Here is a 20,142-nt window from a genome sequence, read left to right as displayed (position 1 = left end):
TGGTTGGTAACTTTAAAGGATGTGGCGAGGCGTGCAGGTGTTAGTGTTTCAACTGCATCTTATTCCATAAATGGAAGTCCGCTTATAACAGATGATACAAAAGAAAAAGTGCTAAGCGCAGCAAAAGAAATAGGCTATCGTCCTAATGGGCTAGCGAAAAACCTAAAAGAACAAAAAACAAATATTATTGGTTTGTTTTTAAGTGGATTTACAGGTCCCTTCTTTAACGAAATGGTCGAAGGAATTCAAGATGTTGTTATGCAAAACAAGTATGAGTTAATGGTATGTGCTACTGCGGATACTCATCGTCTTCTAGTAGAAAGATATGTAGATGGCGCAATTATCCTCAATTATCATATCGAAAATGAATTGCTTTGTTCTATTGCAAGCGATAAACTACCATGTGTTGTTTTAGACCGCGAACTAGAAACTCCTAATATTAAAAGTGTGCTTCTCCCGAATGAAGAAGGATCAACCATTATTGTGCAATATTTGTTGGAAAAAGGACATACATCTCTAGGATATATTGCTGGGTCGACAGCTTCCTATGATGGTGAAGCTCGACTGAGAGGTTTTATAAAGGAACTAGAGAGACAAGGCATTGCATTTTTTGAAAGAAATCTTATTCGTGCAGACTTCACGGAAGTTAGCGGATATAGGGAAATGAACCGCTATCTTGAAAATGCGAGTCATGAACTTCCAACTGTATTTGTATGTGCTAATGATGAGATGGCACTTGGTGCAATGAAGGCGATACAAAAGCAAGGGTTAAGAGTTCCAGAAGATATTGCTGTTGTCGGTTTTGATGATATTTACATGTCGCGATTTTTTACTCCTCCACTTACAACGATAAGTGTACCGCGAAAAGAATGGGGTAAAACAGCAGCGAGAACACTATTCAAAATGCTAGACCCGAATTACGCGGAAGATCCGGGGGAATTCTCCATAAAAATTAATAGTAGAGCTTCGGGTTAAGTGATGAATCTTGCCCAAGAAAATGGATGAATGGAGAAAAACGGGCAAAGATACTAAAAAAGATAGAACACGTTAGAAGTTCCGAAAAATAATTAATGTGAACTGCATGTATGTGGTGCAGATTTTGTCGAATTATGTTGTGAAATCTAGATAGGATTTTCCAAACGGAAGGTCCATCTATTTCAATAAAATTTTTTTACATTTAGGAGTGAAATTGTATGAAAAAGTTGTATGCATTATTAGCAGTACTAGGTCTAGTATTCGTTCTTGCAGCATGCGGCGGATCTGACGACAAAGACAACAAAGACAAAGATAATGGTAACAACGCAGGGGATAAAGAAGAAGTAACTATCTCATATGCTCACTGGAACCTAGGTACAGAGGAAGATATGAACCTAGAGCGTCTTATGTTGAAACAATTCCAAGAGGATTACCCTCATATCAAAGTTGAACTTTATGAGATTTCAGGTAACTGGAATGAGCAGTTAGCTGCTGCTGCAAGTGCTGGTAATATGCCAGATGTATTTGCAGTACCGGATCTACCACTAGCTCTTTCTAATGACTGGGTTTTAGATGTTACGTATATGACAGCTGAAGATGAAGACTTCAAAAACGTACCACAAATTGTACGTCAATCAACAGAGCATGAAGGAAAAGTTGTTGCATTGCCATTCGCACAACACTTCCTTGGTTATTTTGTAAACAAAGATTTATTTAACTCAGCAAACCTAGACTTCCCAACTATGGATTCTACTGTAGAAGAGTTTGAAGCTTCTGTTAAAGCAGTAACTAATGTTAATGGTGGAGTAGTAGGATTACAAAATGCTGGTTCTATCACTGACTGGTATCCAGCAGCTGCAAACCCTGATATGGGTTGGTACACATATAACGATGGTAAATATCAATTAGATAGTAATGAATTTATCGCTGGTGTTAAGTTTGCTAACGAAGTTGTAACAAATGGTTATGCTTATGACAACTTAACAGATGATCAAAAAGCTAACTTCTCTGGTGAAAATGCAAGTGAAGTATGGTATAACGGTGGCATTGGAATTTGGTGGGATGGAACATGGGCAAATAGCACATTCGCAGAAAATGCAAGCTTTGAATATGATTTCATCGGTATCCCAGGTGGAAAAACTGCAATCACAAACGATTTACTAGGTCTTTCTAAAACAACTGCTCATCCAGAAGAAGCTTACCTATTTGCAAAATATATGTCTTATGGTAAAGAAGGCTTCATGAAGCGTATGGAAATCGCAGCTAAAGAAGGTAAAGTGGTAAATACACTACCTATCAACAGTGATCAAGAAATTTTAGATGAATATTTTGCTCAATTAAATATTCCTGGAATTCGTAAAGCGTATGACAGATTAGATGAAGCAATTCTAGAACCAGTTAAAACTGTTCCAGGTTATGCTCAATCTAGATGGAATGCACCAACAGGTGTGAAAACTGCAGAATCTGAAAATGCAAGTGTTGCGCAATTAATTAATAGCTTTGTTACTGGTGAGTTAAAAGTAGAAGATTATGCTACTCAACTTAACAAATTGGCAAATGATAAATATGCAGAAGCAGTAGAGGCTTTAAAATAAAGCCACATTACTAGGAGGTTTGATAGTATGAGGTCGAAAATCATAGTGAGTTTGGTATTGGTGTTTTCATTGTTAATGCCTTATGGGGCACCATTGGCACAGGAAGAACCAAATCAAACCCAAACTAAGGATCAAGCAACTGATCAAACTATGGACCAAGCTATAAACCAAACTGTCGAAAATGTTGTAGAAGAACGCTATCATACTGTCCTTGAAATGTGGGAAAAAGAAGGAGTTAATGACGCCTCAAATTTTGAGGCGCTCATTGCTCCGTCTGATTTTATCGATGTGGATGAGGACGATTTAGTTCCAGCTGGGGAAAGTAATGGCTATGGGGATAGTGTATTCTATTGGCATAATCAAGAGTCATTAACATATGAGGTTACTGTTCCGAACGATGGCCTTTATGAATTATCTTTTGACTATTATCCGATTAGTAAAGAGATTGTTCCAATAGAGGGTTCAATCCTCGTGAATGGAGAATATCCATATTACGAAAGTAGACGAATCGTATTTCCGGTCAAATGGAAAAACGCCCAGGAAGACTATGATGTCGACAGATTTGGAAATGAGATTATTCCTAAGCAAGTTGCAGTTCCTGAGTGGACCACAATATCAGCTGAAGATGCTAGTCATTTACAAGCTGAACCACTTAAATTTCACTTAGAAAAAGGTAAGAACGAAATTACTCTTACTAATTTAAGAGGAGAAATGTTAGTTGGTAATGTATCTGTACACTCTCCAACTCAACTACCTACTTATAATGATTACATTAGCAATTTTTCTAATGAATCGAAAACAGACGCACTTATAACGCATGAAGCAGAAAAAGGCTATACAAAAAATAGTTCCTATATTCGTCCAGAGGCAACTATCGGTTCTTCTGTTTCTCCTAACGATCCTAAAAAGTTGTATTTAAATACACTTGGCGGTGAGTCGTGGGCGGAAAGCGGACAAAGAGTTAACTGGACAATTGATGTAGAAGAAGCTGGATTGTATCAAGTTACGTTTAAAATTCTTCAAAATAAAGCTACAGGTGGAACTGTATTCCGAAACTTGTATGTGAATGGAGAGATTCCATTTGAAGAAGCTACACATATCCGCTTTGAACATAGTAAAAAGTGGAAAAACGTAACGCTTGCAAATGAGGATGGAGATGCACTTTTAGTCTATTTGGATAAAGGTGAAAATGAAATTTCCCTGCAAGCAGATGCTTCGCCACTTGCAAGAACGATTAATGAGATTAATGATATTAACCGTGAAATGCAAGAATTCGCTTTAACCATAAAGAAATTAACTGGTGGAGAAGCTGACCAAGCGAGGGAATGGAACATCAGTGAATATATCCCGGATGTGCCTGAAACATTAACTGGCTGGGCAGACCGCCTACAAAAAGAAAGCGAATATGTAGAAAAATTAAATGGTAGTACTGATTCACAAGATATTGCATCTCTTAATCTCGCTGTACAAAAGTTGAGAACATTAAGTAAAGAACCTGACAAAGTTCCAAATCGCTTAACAGAGTTAACAGAAGGTTCATCTTCTGTATCTCAATTGTTAGGTAATCTTTTACTGGAACTACCAAAACAACCATTATTAATAGACAGAATTTATGTACATGGTACGGATGATATTCCAGATGCTAAAGTGGGCTTCTGGAAGGGCTTATGGTTTAATGTTAAACGTTTCTTCTCATCATTTACTTCTAATAACTATGCAGTTTCAAATGATGTAGATGAAGATACAATTGAAATTTGGGTGAATCGACCACGTCAATACGTAGAACTTACTCAAAATATGGCGGATCGCTTATTTACGCCAGAAACAGGTATTAAAGTTAAGTTTTCTCTAATGCCTGATGAAGGTAAGCTAATTTTAGCAAGTGCGGCAAATAGTCAACCTGACGTTGCAATTGGAGTAAGTAGTTGGCTCCCGTATGAACTAGCGATGCGTGGTGCAGTAGTTGACTTACACCAATTTGATGATTTCGAACCATATACGAAGCAGTTTTCTCCAGGAGCATTCTTATCATTAATGGTCGGAGATTCTGTATATGCATTACCTGAAACACAAGATTTCTTTGTGCAATTTTATCGTAGAGATATACTGGACTCTTTAAATATACCAGTGCCGGATAATTGGGACGAAGTTGTTGCCATTTTACCGGAATTGCAAAGATTTGGGATGAACTACTTCTCACCTTTAGCTGGGGATGCAGCATTTAAGTCGTTCCAAACGACAGCTCCATATATCTTCCAATTTGATGGAGAATTATATTCGGAAAATGGGATGACAACTGCTATTTCTGAAGAGAGTGCATTAAAAGCAATTCAGTTTATGTCAGACTTAAATACTATTTATAGTATGCCGTTACAAGTACCAAACTTTTATAACCATTTCAGGTATTCAACATTGCCAATTGGAATTTCTAGCTTCAACACATATGTACAATTGACAGCAGCTGCACCGGAAATTGCAGGATCATGGGATATCGCTCCATATCCAGGAGTAGTGCAAGAGGACGGGTCAGTTGAAAGATGGGCAACTGGAGCAGGAACTTCTGCCATGATATTTGAAGGTACGAAGGATAAGGAAAAGGCATGGGAATTCCTAAAATGGTGGATGTCTACTGAAACACAAGCTGAATTTGCGTCTACAATCCAAACATTATATGGTCCTGCTTATATGTGGAATACAGCAAATATTGAAGCGTTCAAAATGCTTCCATTGCCAGAAAAGCATAAGGAAGTCATTTTAGAACAATGGGAATATTTAATGGAAGTTCCAAAACATCCTGCTGCTTATATGGTAGAGAGGGAAATAAGTAACATATGGAACAAAATAGTGTTTGATGGCGAAAATACTCGGGCTGCTGTAGATGATTCCGTAATTGCAATTAACCGCGAGTTCCAGCGGAAATTGGAGGAATTCGGATATATGAAAAACGGGAAAATGGTAAAACCATATCAGATACCTACCATTGAACAAGTAGAGAGTTGGGCAGGCGATGAAGATGAAGCGAAATAATTTAGAGCGGACACCTTGGTTATTCCTTTCACCGTATGTCCTAATGTTCGCAGGCTTTATTGTTATACCGGTAGTAGCGGCTATATACTTGTCGTTTACGTACTTTAATGCGATAGAAAGTCCATCCTTTATAGGATTAGCAAACTATATAAGCCTACTAACCCAAGACGAAGTATTTATGCAACATGTTGTGCCTAATACATTAACATTTGCATTAATCGTTGGACCAGGTGGTTATGTACTATCCTTTATATTAGCTTGGTCATTGGCGCAAATTTCCAAATTACCGAGAACTATCTTGGCATTGATTATTTACTCACCTTCGATGACTGCTGGTGTCGCAATGTCAGTTGTTTGGACAATTATCTTTAGCGGTGATGAAACAGGTTATTTAAATGCCATGTTAATTACAATGGGAGCAGTTTTTGAGCCAATTCAATTTCTACAGTCTCCTGATCACTTAATGACGATAATGATTGTTGTAACACTTTGGGGAAGTATGGGGGTAGGGTTCCTTGCCATGCTTTCCGGGGTGTTAAACATTGATAGCGAAATATATGAAGCTGGTTATATCGATGGTATTAGGAATCGTTTCCAAGAGATCATTTATATCACTATTCCATCTATGAAACCACAAATGTTGTTCGGTGCCGTAATGGCGGTAGTGGGAACATTCCAAGCCGGAGCAATTGGGGTACAGTTATCAGGTGCAAACCCAACACCTCAATACGCTGGTCAATTGATGGTTAACCACTTAGAGGACTTTGGTTTTATTCGCTATGAAATGGGGTATGCTGCTGCAGTTTCAGTAGTATTGCTTCTCGTCGTATACGTGTTTTCAAAAGTGGCCTTTAAACTGTTTGGAGAGAAGGACTAATGACAAGGAGTGATCAACATGTCAGCCTTTCAAGGCACTAAGATGAACCCGAAAAAGTTCCATAAAAGCCAGCTGAAATTCTATGCGTATCTAGTACCGCTGGCTATCTTTATGGCATTGCCAATTGTGTATATCTTTTTTCACGCGTTTAAACCAATTGATGAATTATTTGCATATCCACCAAGGTTTTATGTGCAAAAGCCAACTTTCCAGAATTTCATTGACTTGTTTGCACAAACCAATACAACAGGAATACCGATTACCCGGTATTTATTCAACAGTATTGTAGTAACAATCATTGTTTTAATACTGACAATCTTATTTAGTACGATGGCGGGCTACGCTCTATCAAAGCGTAAATTCCGTACGAAAAATATTATTTTTGAAATTAATACATTAGCACTAATGTTTGTTCCTGCTGCAGTAGGGATTCCAAGATATTTATTTATCGAAAACATTGGTCTTTTAGATTCTTTCTGGGCTCATATATTCCCATTGTTAGCTATGCCAGTTGGTTTGTTCTTAGTAAAACAGTTTATTGACCAAATACCTGACTCCTTAATCGAAGCTGCAAGAATTGATGGTGCTTCAGAGTTCCGTATTTTCACAACAATTGTTTTACCACTTATAAAACCAGCAATTGCTACAGTGGCAATCTTAACGTTCCAAGCTGTATGGAATAACGTGGAAACATCTACGTTATATGTAAACGATGAAGGCTTAAAGACATTTGCATTCTATATGTCTACATTAGCTTCTAATACAGGTAATACAGTAGCCGGTCAAGGGATCGCAGCGGCAGCATCATTAATTATGTTCTTGCCAAATCTAATTATCTTTATCTTTTTACAAAGCCAAGTAATGAATACGATGGCACACTCAGGTATCAAGTAACGAGGAGGGGAAAAAATGCAACGATTATCAAAACTGTTAATTTGTACACTTATATTAGTCCTTTTTCCCTTTCTTTCAGTTGCTTCAGCAGTAGCTCCATACGATACGATGACAATTGCACCAGATGGTGAAATTGTAAATACACAAACTGCTTATGAACCATTAGGACTTCTACTGGCAGATGAAGAGATTGTGAATCCCGAAGATATTTATATTGATGATAACGGGATTATGTATGTAGTCGATTCTGGTACGAAGAAAGTTATTGTATTTAATCAACAAGGGACAGTATTAGCTGAAGTAGGTGAGGGCATCCTCGGGTTACCGACTGGTGTCTTTGTAGATGAAGGCGGCGATATTTATGTTGCGGATTATCAAAAAGAAGTAGTCTTTCGCTTTTCTAGTGAAGGTGAACTAATCCGTGAATATGGTAGACCAGAGTCACCATTATTCGGATCAAGATCACCGTATAAACCGCAAAAAGTAGGTATTGATCGTAGAGGGAATATTTATGTAGTCGGTGAGGGCTCTACGAATGGTATTATCCAGCTTAGCCAATCCGGGGAATTTCTTGGATTCTACGGTGTAAACAGAACACAATCTACTTTTGGTTCGATGCTCCGTAAATTAATTACATCTGAAGAAGCACGATCAAGACTATTCATGAAAACCCCACCTGCACCTGATAATATGGCTATTGATAAACAAGGTCTAATTTATTCAGTGACAACAGGTACTACAAATGAAATTATTAAGAAATTAAATGTTGCAGGGAAAAATATGTTTGATCCTGATATCATTGCTGCAACCAACCTCGTTGATATTGCAGTAGATAAGGACGGAAATATATTTGCAATTGCTGCAACAGGGGATATTTACGAATATGACAGTTATGGAAATCTCTTGTTCATTTTTGGAGGTCCAGATGATGGCTCCAATCGTTTAGGACTGTTTAAACAGCCAAGCGGTATTGCTGTTGATGAAGAAGGAAGAGTGTATGTAACAGACAAAGAGCTTGGGATGATTCAGGCATTTGAAAGAACTACATTCTCCCAACTTACTCATGCAGGTATTGCATTGTATAAAGAGGGCTTATACGTAGAGAGTCAAGAGTATTGGGAAGAAGTGTTGCAACTGAATTCTTCTTTCGGACTTGCTCACTCTGCGATGGGAAAAGCATACTTCAAACAGCAACAATTTGAAGAAGCATTAGATTCCTTTAAGTTCGCAAACGATGTAGAGGGCTATTCAGATGCCTTTTGGGAAGTACGCCATCAATGGCTACAAGAGAATCTAGGTACAGTCATCATTATTCTTTTTGTTCTTTATGTACTGTACGCAGGAATTAGGTTCTGGGATAAAAAGAAACATATATTGGATGGAGCACGTCGCCAATGGAAGAAAGTAACAAGTGTAAAACTTATTTCGGAATTACTATTCCTTTTCCGATTCTTCCGTCACCCAATTGAAAGTTTCTATGACTTACAAAGATTAGGTAAGGCATCGGTATTATCGGCAACGATTCTATATATTGTTTTATTCGCGGTATTTTTAATTAATCGATTCCAAACAGGCTTTATTTTCTCACCAACTCGAGGTGCAGAAGCAAACTTAATGTTTGAGGTTGGAATTGTATTTATTCCTTTATTAGCATTTATTATCGTTAACTTCTTAGTAAGTACAATTAACGATGGTGAAGGTAAATTCCGTGATATATATGTAGGGACAGTTTATTCCCTTGCTCCATATATCGTATTGAGCTTGCCTGTAACATTAGTATCTAACGGATTAACATTGAACGAGTCATTTATATATGAATTCTCTATGCTAATCATTTATAGTTGGTGCTTAATCATTCTGTTCATCATGATTAAAGAAATTCACAATTTCTCTATTTCTGGTACTATCGGAAATATCTTAGTCACTTTGTTCGGAATGGCAATATTACTACTCGTCGTTTTCATCATTTTTGTCCTGATGGATCAAGTGTATGACTTCGTCTATTCCATCATAAGGGAGGTTATGCTGCGTGTTTAAGAAAATTTTAATAGTTTGTGTCGCTGTATTAATGGCTGTGCCTCTACTAGTGGTTGCGAACCAATCACTTAATGATGCAGATGATGTAATCGATGAAATGGCTCAACAAATCGATTATTCAACACGCTATACATCGGCTCAATTTACGCAACCTGAGACAGATGAAAACCAAGAAATAAATATGCAGTCTTCCCTTGAAGGCTATACAAAAGCTGCAGAAAATGAAGATTTAATTTTATATGTGGAAGAAGATTCATTAGCAATTAAAATTGAAAATAAAGACACTGGATATATTTGGGCATCAGGATTAGATGAACCAGATAATTATCGTTTGAATACAACTTGGAAACAGATTGTTCAATCTGCGATTACGGTTAATTATACGGATCGCCAAGGTAGGGAAAAGTCAGAAAGCATTTTAACGAATGATTCTACTCCTGACGTAACAATAACGGATAATGGTTTCTCAGCAAATATCTTCCTATATCAGTCGAAGCTAACATTGCAAGTAGATGTTAGCCTAGAAGGATCAGATTTAGTTGTATCAATACCTCAGGATAAAATTAAAGAGGATAAATACAACAAACTGATTTCTTTACAACTGTATCCTTTCTTCGGAGCTGTTAACGAAGATGATATTCCTGGGTATATGTTTATCCCTGATGGAAGTGGGGCGCTTGTTCGCTTTGAAAAACCGAAAAAATCTGTTGCACCATTTGTTGCACCTATTTTTGGAAGGGATGAAGGAATTTTATCTCGAAGAGCGACAAGTTCTAGTACAAGAAGAGCTATTGTTCCGGTTGAACAAGTAACAATGCCGGTGTTTGGTGCTGTACATGGTGTTAAACAAAATGGATATGTTGCAGTTGTGGAAGATGGATATGCATACGGTGATATCGTAGCTTATTCCTCTGGAGCAACAACTGACTTTAACAGAGTCTCATCTCAATTCCATTATCGTTACCAATATTACCAACCAACAAGTAAGAGTATGAGTGGAATTAACGTATATCAAGATGAGATGAATGAGTTAGATGTTCAAGTTCGTTATTCATTCTTAAGTAATGAAGATGCAGACTATGTTGGTATGGCGAAAAAATATCGTGACTACTTAGTTGCAAATGACCAGTTACCAAAAGTTGCTGGCGAAGTGGATCTACGCCTAGAATTTCTTGGCGGAGAAATTAAAGAAGGCTTGTTCTGGGATTCTGTAATCCCAATGACAGAGATTGAGCGAGTTCCTGAGATAGTGGATGAACTACAAAATAATGGTATAGAAGACATGTTTGTTGTTTATAAAGGCTGGTCTAAAGGGGGATTAACAGGTACATTACCTAAAAAGTTCCCATTTGAGAGAAAGCTTGGTAGTAAAGGGAATGTGAAAGATACAATTGCTTCATTAAAAGAAGAAGATATTCCAATGTACTTCTACAGTGATTATACAACTGCATTTGAAGGTGCAGGTGGCTTCTCTGGAAGTAAAGATGTCGCCAAGAAAATAAGCTCTGAAATCATCAGCTATAGACACTGGGGATATACAGCATACTTCTTATCACCATTAAAAGCTTTAGAAATGGCTAAAAAAGATGTAAAAGAGTATCAAAATTATGGTATGGAAAACTTAGCAATTGATTCAACTGGTTACACACTGTTTTCTGATTTCAGTAAGGAAGGTTCCTTAACTAGAGAAGAAACACTAAATACGTACAATGATATTTTGACGCATTTAAGAGAAGAAGTTGGTTCTACTGCGCTGTATAAGCCAAATGTTTATGCTTGGAAGGTTACTGATAAATATTTAGATGTTCCAATGCATTCTTCAAACTATGTGTATGAAACAGATACAGTTCCGTTTCTTCAAATAGTATTGAAAGGCTATATTCCGTATTACGCACCATTCTCAAACTTTAATTCGAATCCAGAAGATCAAATTTTACGCTTGATTGAGTATGGAGCATATCCATCCTTCATCTTGACACAGGAATCTTCTAACTTGCTTGCGGATACACCATCTAGTCACATCTATACATCTGAGTTTTCCATTTGGAAGGACGATATTATTAGCCAATATAACAAAGTGAAGGAAACATTGGGTCAAGTCGAATCTGCAACCATTGAAGGTAGAAATGTACCGAAGAGTGGTATTGTAGAAGTTTCCTACTCAAATGGCAAAACGATTATTGTCAACTATACAAATTCAGATTACAGTACAGATGGAATTTCGATTGGCTCCAAAGAGTACGCTGTAGTAAATAGGGGGGGAGAGCAGTGAAATTAAAAGGGCTTAGAGCAAGAAACAGCAGAACAGGTTTACTATTCGTAGCGCCCTGGATTATTGGTTTTCTAATTTTTACTGCATATCCTCTACTCTATTCTTTGTATTTAAGTTTTCAAAAGGTAAAAATTACAACGAGTGGTATACAAACAACCTTTGTTAAGTTTGATAACTATGAGTATGCTTTTGCAGTCGATGCAACCTTTGTGGACCACTTGTTAACTTATTTAAAGGAACTAGTTATCTCTGTTCCAATTATTATTGTTTTTTCTTTGATAATCGCCTTGTTATTAAATCAGAAGGTTAAATTTCGTGGAATGTTCCGGACGATTTTCTTCTTACCGGTTATCATTACTAGTGGTCCTGTTATTCAGGAACTTATCGATCAAGGGATTACAACAATCCCTACAATCGAACAGTATGCAATTTATGAAGCGTTGAGTGCGAATCCAGATGGCTTTCTAAATGGGATATTACTTTATTTGGTAGAAAACTTAATTGTTATTTTATGGTTCTCAGGTGTTCAGATCTTAATCTTCTTAGCAGCTCTACAAAAAATAGATAGATCAATGTATGAAGCAGCTATGATTGACGGTGCATCACCATGGGAAGCATTTTGGAAACTGACATTACCAAGTCTTGTACCAATGATTGTTGTTACTCTCATTTATACAATTGTTACTTACTCAGTTTTCTCACTCAATGCAGTGATTGGGCACATCCAAGAAAATATGTTTAGAATCGATACTGGTTTCGGTTATGCGTCAGCATTATCTTGGATTTACTTTGTCATTATCACACTTGCACTTGCACTCACAGTCGGTATTATGACATTGCGGAGAAAGCAAAAACACTCTTAAAAAGGAAGGGTTCAATGTGCAAAATTTAACACTAAAAAGAGCAGAGAATCTTTATATAAAAGTAAAAAGATGGCTGTTGGGGATGCATGGAACTGATGGGTTCCTTGTAAAAGTGCTGATATATGGACTATTAATAGGAATCGGATTTGTTTACTTATATCCGATCATCTATTTAGGAGTATATAGCTTCAAGACATTGGATGATATTTTAAATCCACTTGTTAACTGGATTCCGACAACATTTTATGTAGGGAACTATGAGAGAGCTATTCAAGTATTGGATTTCATACCTACACTACTAGAGACGCTGTATGTAACAGTATTGCCATCTATAGTACAAACTGCAATAGCAGCTGTTATCGGGTATGGATTAGCACGGTTCGATTTCCCATTTAAGAAGACTATTTTTGCGCTTGTACTTGCAACATTTATCATACCGGCACCAGTAACGTTGATTCCAAGATATATATTCTTCAATGAATTAAATATTCTTGGTAGTCTAAACGCATTTTTACTACCGGCAGTTACAGGACAAGGGTTAAATAGTGCTATATTCATCTTGATTTTCTATCAATTCTTTAAAGCTTTACCGAAGGCACTAGAGGAAGCAGCGCAAATTGATGGTGCGGGACATTTGAGAATATTCCTTACCATTGCAATTCCGATGGCAGTACCATCATTTATTATTTCCTTCCTCTTCTCATTTGTTTGGTATTGGAATGAGACATACTTGGCATCCATTTACTTTGGAAATGCCTTGTCTACATTACCACTAGAACTTGAAAAATTCGTAGCAACATATCAGAAGATGTTCCCTGTTGGTATGGAAATGAGTGGTAACCAAATAAATGAGGCAATTAGGTTAGCTGGAACATTACTATCCATTTTGCCATTGTTGATTGTCTACTTCATTACACAACGTTGGTTCGTAGAAGGTGTAGACCGATCTGGTATTACAGGAGAATAATGTCTCCATAGGTAAAAGGATATTTAAGGGAGTAGTAAATTGTATGAATCGCCTTAAATTAGCAGTTATTGCTGTTATTGTTATAGTTGCAGTTGGTGCAGGGTTAATAGTAGGCAATAACATGGGTTGGTTTAGTATCGCAAAAAAAGGACCAACGTTAGATAAAGAAACAGAAGCACTACTAGATGAAGAGTCTAGGAAGAGTTTTGATTTCTTTTGGAATGAAACAACAACACAAGAAGGTAGTCCTGGGTATGGTCTCATTCGAGATCGTTACCCAGGGGCACCTGGTATAAGTAGTGTTGCATCTGTAGGGTACGGCTTATCTGCTTACGTTATTGGAGTGGAGAGAGGCTGGGTAACACATGATGAGGCATATGAAAGAACGTTAGGTACATTAAATACATTGTTAAATACGGCTGAGCATGTAAACGGCCATTTTTATCATTTTCTGGATATGAATACAGGAAAAAGAGCTTGGAATAGTGAAGTTTCCGTTATCGATACGGCTATTGCAATCAACGGTGCTTTTGTTGCCGCGGAATATTTCGGAGGCGAAATAAAAGATAAAGCTGAGCAACTATACAAGCGTGTTGATTGGGAATGGTACCGAGATAAAAATAGAAATATGTTCTACATGGGCTACCATCCTGAAAGTGGATTTGCAGGAAATTGGGACTTTTACGCGGAGCAACTAATGATGTATTTCCTAGGGTCCGCATCTCCTACACATCCAACGAACACAGATATGTTTTATGATTTTCAGCGCCATTTAGCAGGGTATGGTGGGTATCCTAAATTTATTCACTCCTGGTTTGGCTCTATTTTTACATATCAGTTCTCCCATGCTTGGTTTGATCTGCGACATCTAGAAGATAAAAAAGGTGTAGACTGGTATAGCAATTCTATTATTGCTTCTTTAACTAGCAGAAAATATGCCATTGACCAAGGAAAAAACTTTGAAACATTAGGCTCTAATTCTTGGGGGATGACGGCAAGTGATGGTCCAAAGGGGTACAACGGACTTTATGGTGATGCACCAAGTGGCTTTAATAACGATGCCCATTTTGTGGATGGTACAGTCCCACCGGCTGGTGCTGCTGGTTCCATTGTTTTTACTCCGGAGGAAACGATCGATGCACTGAAGAATTATAAAGAAAATCACCCAGAATTATGGGGGAAATATGGATTTAAAGATGCATACAATCTTGACGTTGAACCAGATTGGTATGCGACAGATGTGATTGGCATTAATAAAGGAATAACACTATTAATGATTGAGAACTTCCGTACAGGCCTTATTTGGGACTTATTTATGCAAAATAAATATGTTCAAAGTGGACTGAAAAAGGTTAGTTTAACACCAAAAAATACGGTCGTAATCGATGACTTTGAAGGCAATGTATTTCATGACGGTTGGTTCGCAAAAGATGTAAACGGCCTACAAATGAGTGATGAACGAGCATTTACAGGATTGTACAGTTTAAAAGTTGAAGTTGGAAATGAAATCTCTGCTCATTTACATGAAATAGATGATGAAGAAGAGTTTGATATGCTACGAGCACATATTTATGGTGACGCTGCCATTACGGTGACGCTCTTAGATGAGGATGGTAAAGAACTTGTCTCAGAGGAATTTAAACTCTCTGAAAAGGATGAATGGAATGAACTTCTATGGGATCTTTCTGATCAACCAGAAGTAATCGATGAAGTCTCTACTATTCGTATTCTACCAGAAGCTGATAGCACAAAAGAAATTTACATGGATGATCTTCAATTCATTCAACATCAACCAGCTGCTCATCATGTCGTAATTCATGGAGATTCTATTGTCGGTAAGACACTTACAGGTTCATACGTTTATTACGATCCTTTAGGTGAAGAGGAAGGCGATTCAACATATCAGTGGTATATATCTGATAAGAGTAAAGGTGATTTTGAACCAATCGACGGAGCAACTTCACTATCGTATACCGTTAAGGAAGAAGATGTAGGGAAATTCATCAAATTCGAAGTTGTACCAAAGTCAAAAGCAAAAGGAATTATCTTTAAAGAAGCTCGTACAGGCACGAAAGTTGAAAGTGAATTCACACTAAAAATAGAGCAATAAGGATAGAGGGACATGGGGTCAGGAACCTTGTCCCTCAAAAAATAATTAGGCTGGAGTGATACAGCATGATTGAAATTAAAAATAAGCAAATTTTAATAGATGGAAAGCCACAATTAATTATGGCAGGGGAAATTCATTATTACCGTCTTGATCGTGAAGATTGGCAAGACCGCATTGATAAATTGAAAATGGCAGGTATGAATGCAGTTGCCACATATGTGCCATGGCTTATTCACGAGCCAGTAGAAGGAGAGTTTGACCTTACTGGTAAGACACGTCCAGAAACAGATCTTCAAGCATTTATTGATCTATGTCAAGAAAATGGACTATACTTCTTCCTTCGTCCAGGACCATTTATTATGGCAGAAATGAAAAATGAAGGTTTACCATATTGGGTTTATGAAAAGTATCCAGAAATCGTTCCTATTGGCTGGGATGAAAAGCCTGCTACAACACCGACAGTAGACTATTTACACCCAGGATTCCTAGAGAGTGCGAAGAAATGGTATGAAGCATTAATGGAAGTTGCAGCACCTCGTATATATCCAAATGGTAATATTATCGCTTTCCAATTAGATAATGAAATTGGTATGTTATCTTGGGTAAGTAACACTCCAGACTTAACGGATTTTGTATTAGATGATTTTACTGAGTGGGTATCAGAAAAATATGATGCGAATACATTGTCAGAACGCTATCCAATTGATTTTTCCAATAAGGAAGCACGTAATAATGCAATTCGTTCACCAAAAGAATCATATTCATTGTACTTAATGAAAGACCTTGGCTATTATATGCGCCATCGTTTTACAAAATATGTATCAGTATTAAGAAGCTATGCGGAAGAGTTCGGTGTAAAAGGTATCCCATTTGTCGTGAATATTCACGGTATGGGTGGAGGACGTGCATTTACGTTCCCAATTGGAATTAGCCAATTATATGAAACTTACCAAGAACCTGGTTATCTTTCTGGATCTGATATTTACTTTGGTGACATCACGATGGAAACATTCCAAGATTTATATTTATTAAATGGATTCATGGATTCTGTTCACCTACCAGATCAACCAATCACATCCGTTGAATTTAACTGTGGAGACGGAAACTTTGGTAATAACCTAAGTGGTAGAAATGATCCATCAGCAACAGACTTCCGTGCAAGAATGTGTGTAGCACAAGGTGCTAGACTAATAAACTATTACTTATTCGCAGGTGGTCGTAACTATCGTCTAGATGAATTACCAGGAGACGGAAATGACCGGATTGCAGCAACTGGAGAGCATCACGGATTCGCAGCTCCAGTTGGTCCAACAGGAAAGTTAAATTACACATTCCCGAGAATGGCTCGTTCCGTAAAAACATTAACAGCTGTAGCGGATAAGGTAGCTGCAATGGATGAAGAAAGAGATAATATCGCTTTTGCTTTTATTCCAGATTATTATATGACGGAATACCACTACCCACATAGTGAGAAGATGAAAGACATTCTTGAAAATCTAACTCGTAACCGGGACCGTGGTGGAGCATGGGAAAGCGTAGCGCGTGCAATGCTACTTAAAGGTCACCGCTTCGGTTCGATTGATATTCAAAATAAACCTTTCTCTGTAGAAGATACAGAAATTCTTGCGCTTCCATCAGCAAAATATATGGCAGCACATGTTCAGGAAAAACTAGTGAATTTCATGAATGAAGGAGGAAAAATCCTCTTATATGGTGAAGTACCACAGTTTGATATGGAAGGTAATGAGTGCACGCTCCTTGCAGATGCTCTTGATGTTAAAGTAACAGGAGAAAAGCATGGGTATCACGGATACTACTTATCTGTAAATGCAGTGAACTGGGCAGCGCCACGTCCTGAAACTCGTACACATATTGCACAAACATTAACATCTGATACTGCTACCCCTATTCTAGAGGTATACGGTACGAATGAAATGTGTGCATTTGATGCGACAGTTGGAAAGGGTAGAGCAGTAGTGATTGCAGCTTACTATCCATGTGATTTAACATTCTTTGGTCGAATCTTTGAGCAATTAGGTGTGAAAGCTACACTTACACATGATTATGAGGATCACGGTATCTTCAGTACATCAACTGCTAACGCTGAAGGTGAACGCTTTATCCACTTAATCAATCTTGATGGATTAGATAAAGAATTTAAACTATACCACAATGGTGAAGCATTATTTGAAGGCCGCGATATTCTTTTACAAAATAAAGAAGCAGTAATGCTGCCGATAAATCTTAAGCTTGATATAGGCGAAATTGTTTATTCCACTGCAGAAATTTTGAATGTGGAAGCAAACGCAATTGAATTCCGCTTAACGCAAGCACAAGATGTTATTGCTCTTAAAACAGATAAAGAAATCGTTGCAAATAGTGATTATAAAGTGGAACAAAAGAATGGAATCACATATGTTTATTCCAATAAGCATGGTAAAGCAGATCCACAATTAATTATAAAGTTTAATTAAAAAAATCAGAAAACAGATACTGATTTGTTGTAAAATGATATTAAATCAGAACCATATTAGACAAGCTCTAATATGGTTCTTTACATAATATGGGGAGATGAGGAAATGCGAGTTATCTATATTGATATTGATTCGTTACGACCAAAGCATATTGGAGCTAATGGATATCACCGAAATACTACTCCTAATATTGATAAGATTGCAGAGCAAGGTGTAAGTTTTACACGGGCATATTGTGCTAGCTCACCATGTGTTCCATCAAGAGCATCATTTGCGAGTGGAATGTTTGGAATTAATCACGGTGTTTTAACACATTGGGGACCTGGTTGTGATTTCCGAATTAGTAATCATCCGGACCAACCAATGTTCATCCGTTATTTGCGTAACCAAGGCTATAAATTGGCAACGTTTTCTTCGTTTGCTGATCGTCATGATGCTTTTTGGTTTATGGCTGGTTGGAATGAGGTCCATACCCATACGTTAAAGAAGGGTAATGAAGATGCAGATGAAGTAATGGATGCGGTGTTACCATGGTTAGATGAAAATGGACGTGATGATAATTATTTCTTACATTTACAAGTTTGGGATCCACACCGAAATTATACGATGCCAGTAGAATATCAAGAGATGTTTAAGGATACACCACCACCAGCATGGCCAGATGCGGAAGCGATTGCGAGCCATCAAGATAATTATGCTCCATTCAGTGCTCTTAACCTTTTTCCACACGGAGATGGAAAAAGTAATGCACCTTCCATTCCGGACCGAATCCGTAATTCGGATGATTTTAAAGCATTTGTAGATGCATACGACGGCTCTATCCGATTCATGGACGAGCAGCTAGGACGCTTATTTGCAAAACTAGAAGAGCTTGGAATCATGGACGAAACAGCAATCGTTATTAGTGGGGACCATGGGGAAGCAATGGGGGAACACGGTATATATGGGGACCATGTATGTGCCGATGAAGCAGTCCATAATATCCCAATGATAATAAAATGGCCAGGAATGAAACAGAAGAATAAACGATTCAATGAACTTGTCTATAATGTTGATTTAACTGCTACAATAGTTGATTTACTTGGCATTAAAGTACCGAAAAAATGGGATGGTAAGTCGTTTGCGTCATTACTTAGAGAGGAAGACTATGAAGCTCGTGAATATTTAGTATGGGATCATGGTTTATATAGTGTTAGTCGTTCCGTTCGTACAGATGATTGGTTGTTAATGCGAACCTATCATCCTGGCGTCGTGCCACTAGAACCGATAGAATTATATAATATGAAAGATGACCCTAATATGACAAAGAATCTTGCAGAAGAGCGGGAAGACATTGTTGCAGAATTAGATCATTTGTTGCAAAAATGGACACATGAACATGTGCAACCAGGGAAACAACCTGATCCACTGCCACTTGTCGTGCAGACGGGTCCATATAAATATGTGACAAAAGAAATGTGGGAGAATCGCTTAAGTAAAGTTATCGGTCGAGAAGATTTACGAGATGAGTTTTTGAAGAATATTAAAGCTAAATAATATATTCATAGCGAATTATTAATACTAGGGGCTGCCTATTAGTTAACGTAATAACAGTAGGCTGTCCTTTTATGTTGTTTATATTGAAGTCTCTTAAAGCAAGGTTTTTATCAAAAAATAAAGAGGTTGGGACATAACCATTTGACTTGAATGTAAATCCGAACAATGTAAGTGTAGCTATAACGCTTCGGAAATACACTTCGCTTTCCGCGGGCGGCTAATGAGCCTCCTCGGCGCTAAACGCCTGCGGGGTCTCATCGAGGCCTTTATTCCCGCAGGAGTCTTCGTGTATTTCCTCCGCTGGTAACCATAAAATTTTTGTGATTGAAAAGGTGACCAAACTATCTTGTTTTAAAATCAAGTTATAGTTCGGTTTTTATTTGCATCCATATTCCTCTGTCCCAGCCTCATTTCCTACGATTAGTCAAGTGTAAATTTAACATTTAATTATTATACAATATAAATTTTTGGCATAGGAAATAAACCTCAGCAATTTAGATTTTTAAACTGAGGGT

The 20,142-nt window shown here is 37.6% G+C and carries 12 protein-coding genes; all 12 read left to right on the top strand.

Translation table 11 applies throughout. The annotated features are described in order from the left end of the window. Positions 1–3: 3 nt before the first annotated feature. The 12 genes from ACFPM4_RS13005 to ACFPM4_RS12950 all read left to right on the top strand — a co-directional run bounded on the left by ACFPM4_RS13005 (position 4) and on the right by ACFPM4_RS12950 (position 19,627). Entirely contained in the window at positions 4–975 is a 972-nt protein-coding gene (locus ACFPM4_RS13005; RefSeq protein ID WP_382352424.1) for a LacI family DNA-binding transcriptional regulator, read from the top strand. Between the two features lie 218 nt (positions 976–1,193). Then, on the top strand, positions 1,194–2,570 hold the full coding sequence (locus ACFPM4_RS13000) for an ABC transporter substrate-binding protein (RefSeq protein ID WP_382352421.1): 1,377 nt from the start codon (positions 1,194–1,196) through the stop codon (positions 2,568–2,570). Positions 2,571–2,597: 27 nt separating this feature from the next. Continuing rightward, positions 2,598–5,597 carry an extracellular solute-binding protein gene (locus ACFPM4_RS12995; RefSeq protein ID WP_382352418.1) on the top strand — a complete coding sequence of 1,000 codons (3,000 nt, stop codon included), beginning with the start codon at positions 2,598–2,600 and terminating at the stop codon, positions 5,595–5,597. Next, positions 5,584–6,474 (top strand): carbohydrate ABC transporter permease, encoded by an 891-nt coding sequence (locus tag ACFPM4_RS12990; protein WP_318281083.1) that lies wholly within the window; start codon positions 5,584–5,586, stop codon positions 6,472–6,474. The genes ACFPM4_RS12995 and ACFPM4_RS12990 overlap by 14 nt, the downstream gene beginning before the upstream one ends. Positions 6,475–6,492: 18 nt before the next feature. Continuing rightward, positions 6,493–7,368: a carbohydrate ABC transporter permease gene (locus tag ACFPM4_RS12985; RefSeq protein ID WP_144925890.1), complete on the top strand. Its 876-nt coding sequence runs from the start codon at positions 6,493–6,495 to the stop codon at positions 7,366–7,368. 15 nt (positions 7,369–7,383) lie between these two features. Further along, a complete protein-coding gene (locus tag ACFPM4_RS12980) occupies positions 7,384–9,405 on the top strand; it encodes an SMP-30/gluconolactonase/LRE family protein (protein ID WP_144925887.1) in 2,022 nt (673 codons plus the stop codon). Beyond that, positions 9,398–11,677, top strand: a complete 2,280-nt coding sequence (locus ACFPM4_RS12975) for a DUF5696 domain-containing protein (RefSeq protein ID WP_382352413.1) — start codon at positions 9,398–9,400, stop codon at positions 11,675–11,677. Before ACFPM4_RS12980 ends, ACFPM4_RS12975 begins: the two co-directional genes overlap by 8 nt. Then, positions 11,674–12,540, top strand: coding sequence for a carbohydrate ABC transporter permease (locus ACFPM4_RS12970; protein ID WP_144925881.1), 867 nt, complete (start codon positions 11,674–11,676; stop codon positions 12,538–12,540). Before ACFPM4_RS12975 ends, ACFPM4_RS12970 begins: the two co-directional genes overlap by 4 nt. Positions 12,541–12,556: 16 nt before the next feature. Next, positions 12,557–13,507 carry a carbohydrate ABC transporter permease gene (locus ACFPM4_RS12965; RefSeq protein ID WP_318281082.1) on the top strand — a complete coding sequence of 317 codons (951 nt, stop codon included), beginning with the start codon at positions 12,557–12,559 and terminating at the stop codon, positions 13,505–13,507. 43 nt (positions 13,508–13,550) lie between these two features. Continuing rightward, complete coding sequence (locus ACFPM4_RS12960; protein ID WP_382352409.1) at positions 13,551–15,617, top strand: glucoamylase family protein; 2,067 nt, start codon at positions 13,551–13,553, stop codon at positions 15,615–15,617. Between the two features lie 65 nt (positions 15,618–15,682). Continuing rightward, positions 15,683–18,091 carry a beta-galactosidase gene (locus ACFPM4_RS12955; protein ID WP_382352406.1) on the top strand — a complete coding sequence of 803 codons (2,409 nt, stop codon included), beginning with the start codon at positions 15,683–15,685 and terminating at the stop codon, positions 18,089–18,091. A gap of 105 nt (positions 18,092–18,196) precedes the next feature. After that, complete coding sequence (locus tag ACFPM4_RS12950) at positions 18,197–19,627, top strand: sulfatase family protein (protein ID WP_382352403.1); 1,431 nt, start codon at positions 18,197–18,199, stop codon at positions 19,625–19,627. Positions 19,628–20,142 lie beyond the last annotated feature (515 nt).

This window comes from Lederbergia graminis (genome assembly GCF_042655485.1).
In the GTDB taxonomy this organism is placed as follows: domain Bacteria; phylum Bacillota; class Bacilli; order Bacillales; family Bacillaceae_C; genus Lederbergia; species Lederbergia graminis.
This window is presented reverse-complemented; position numbering and strand designations above follow the sequence as displayed.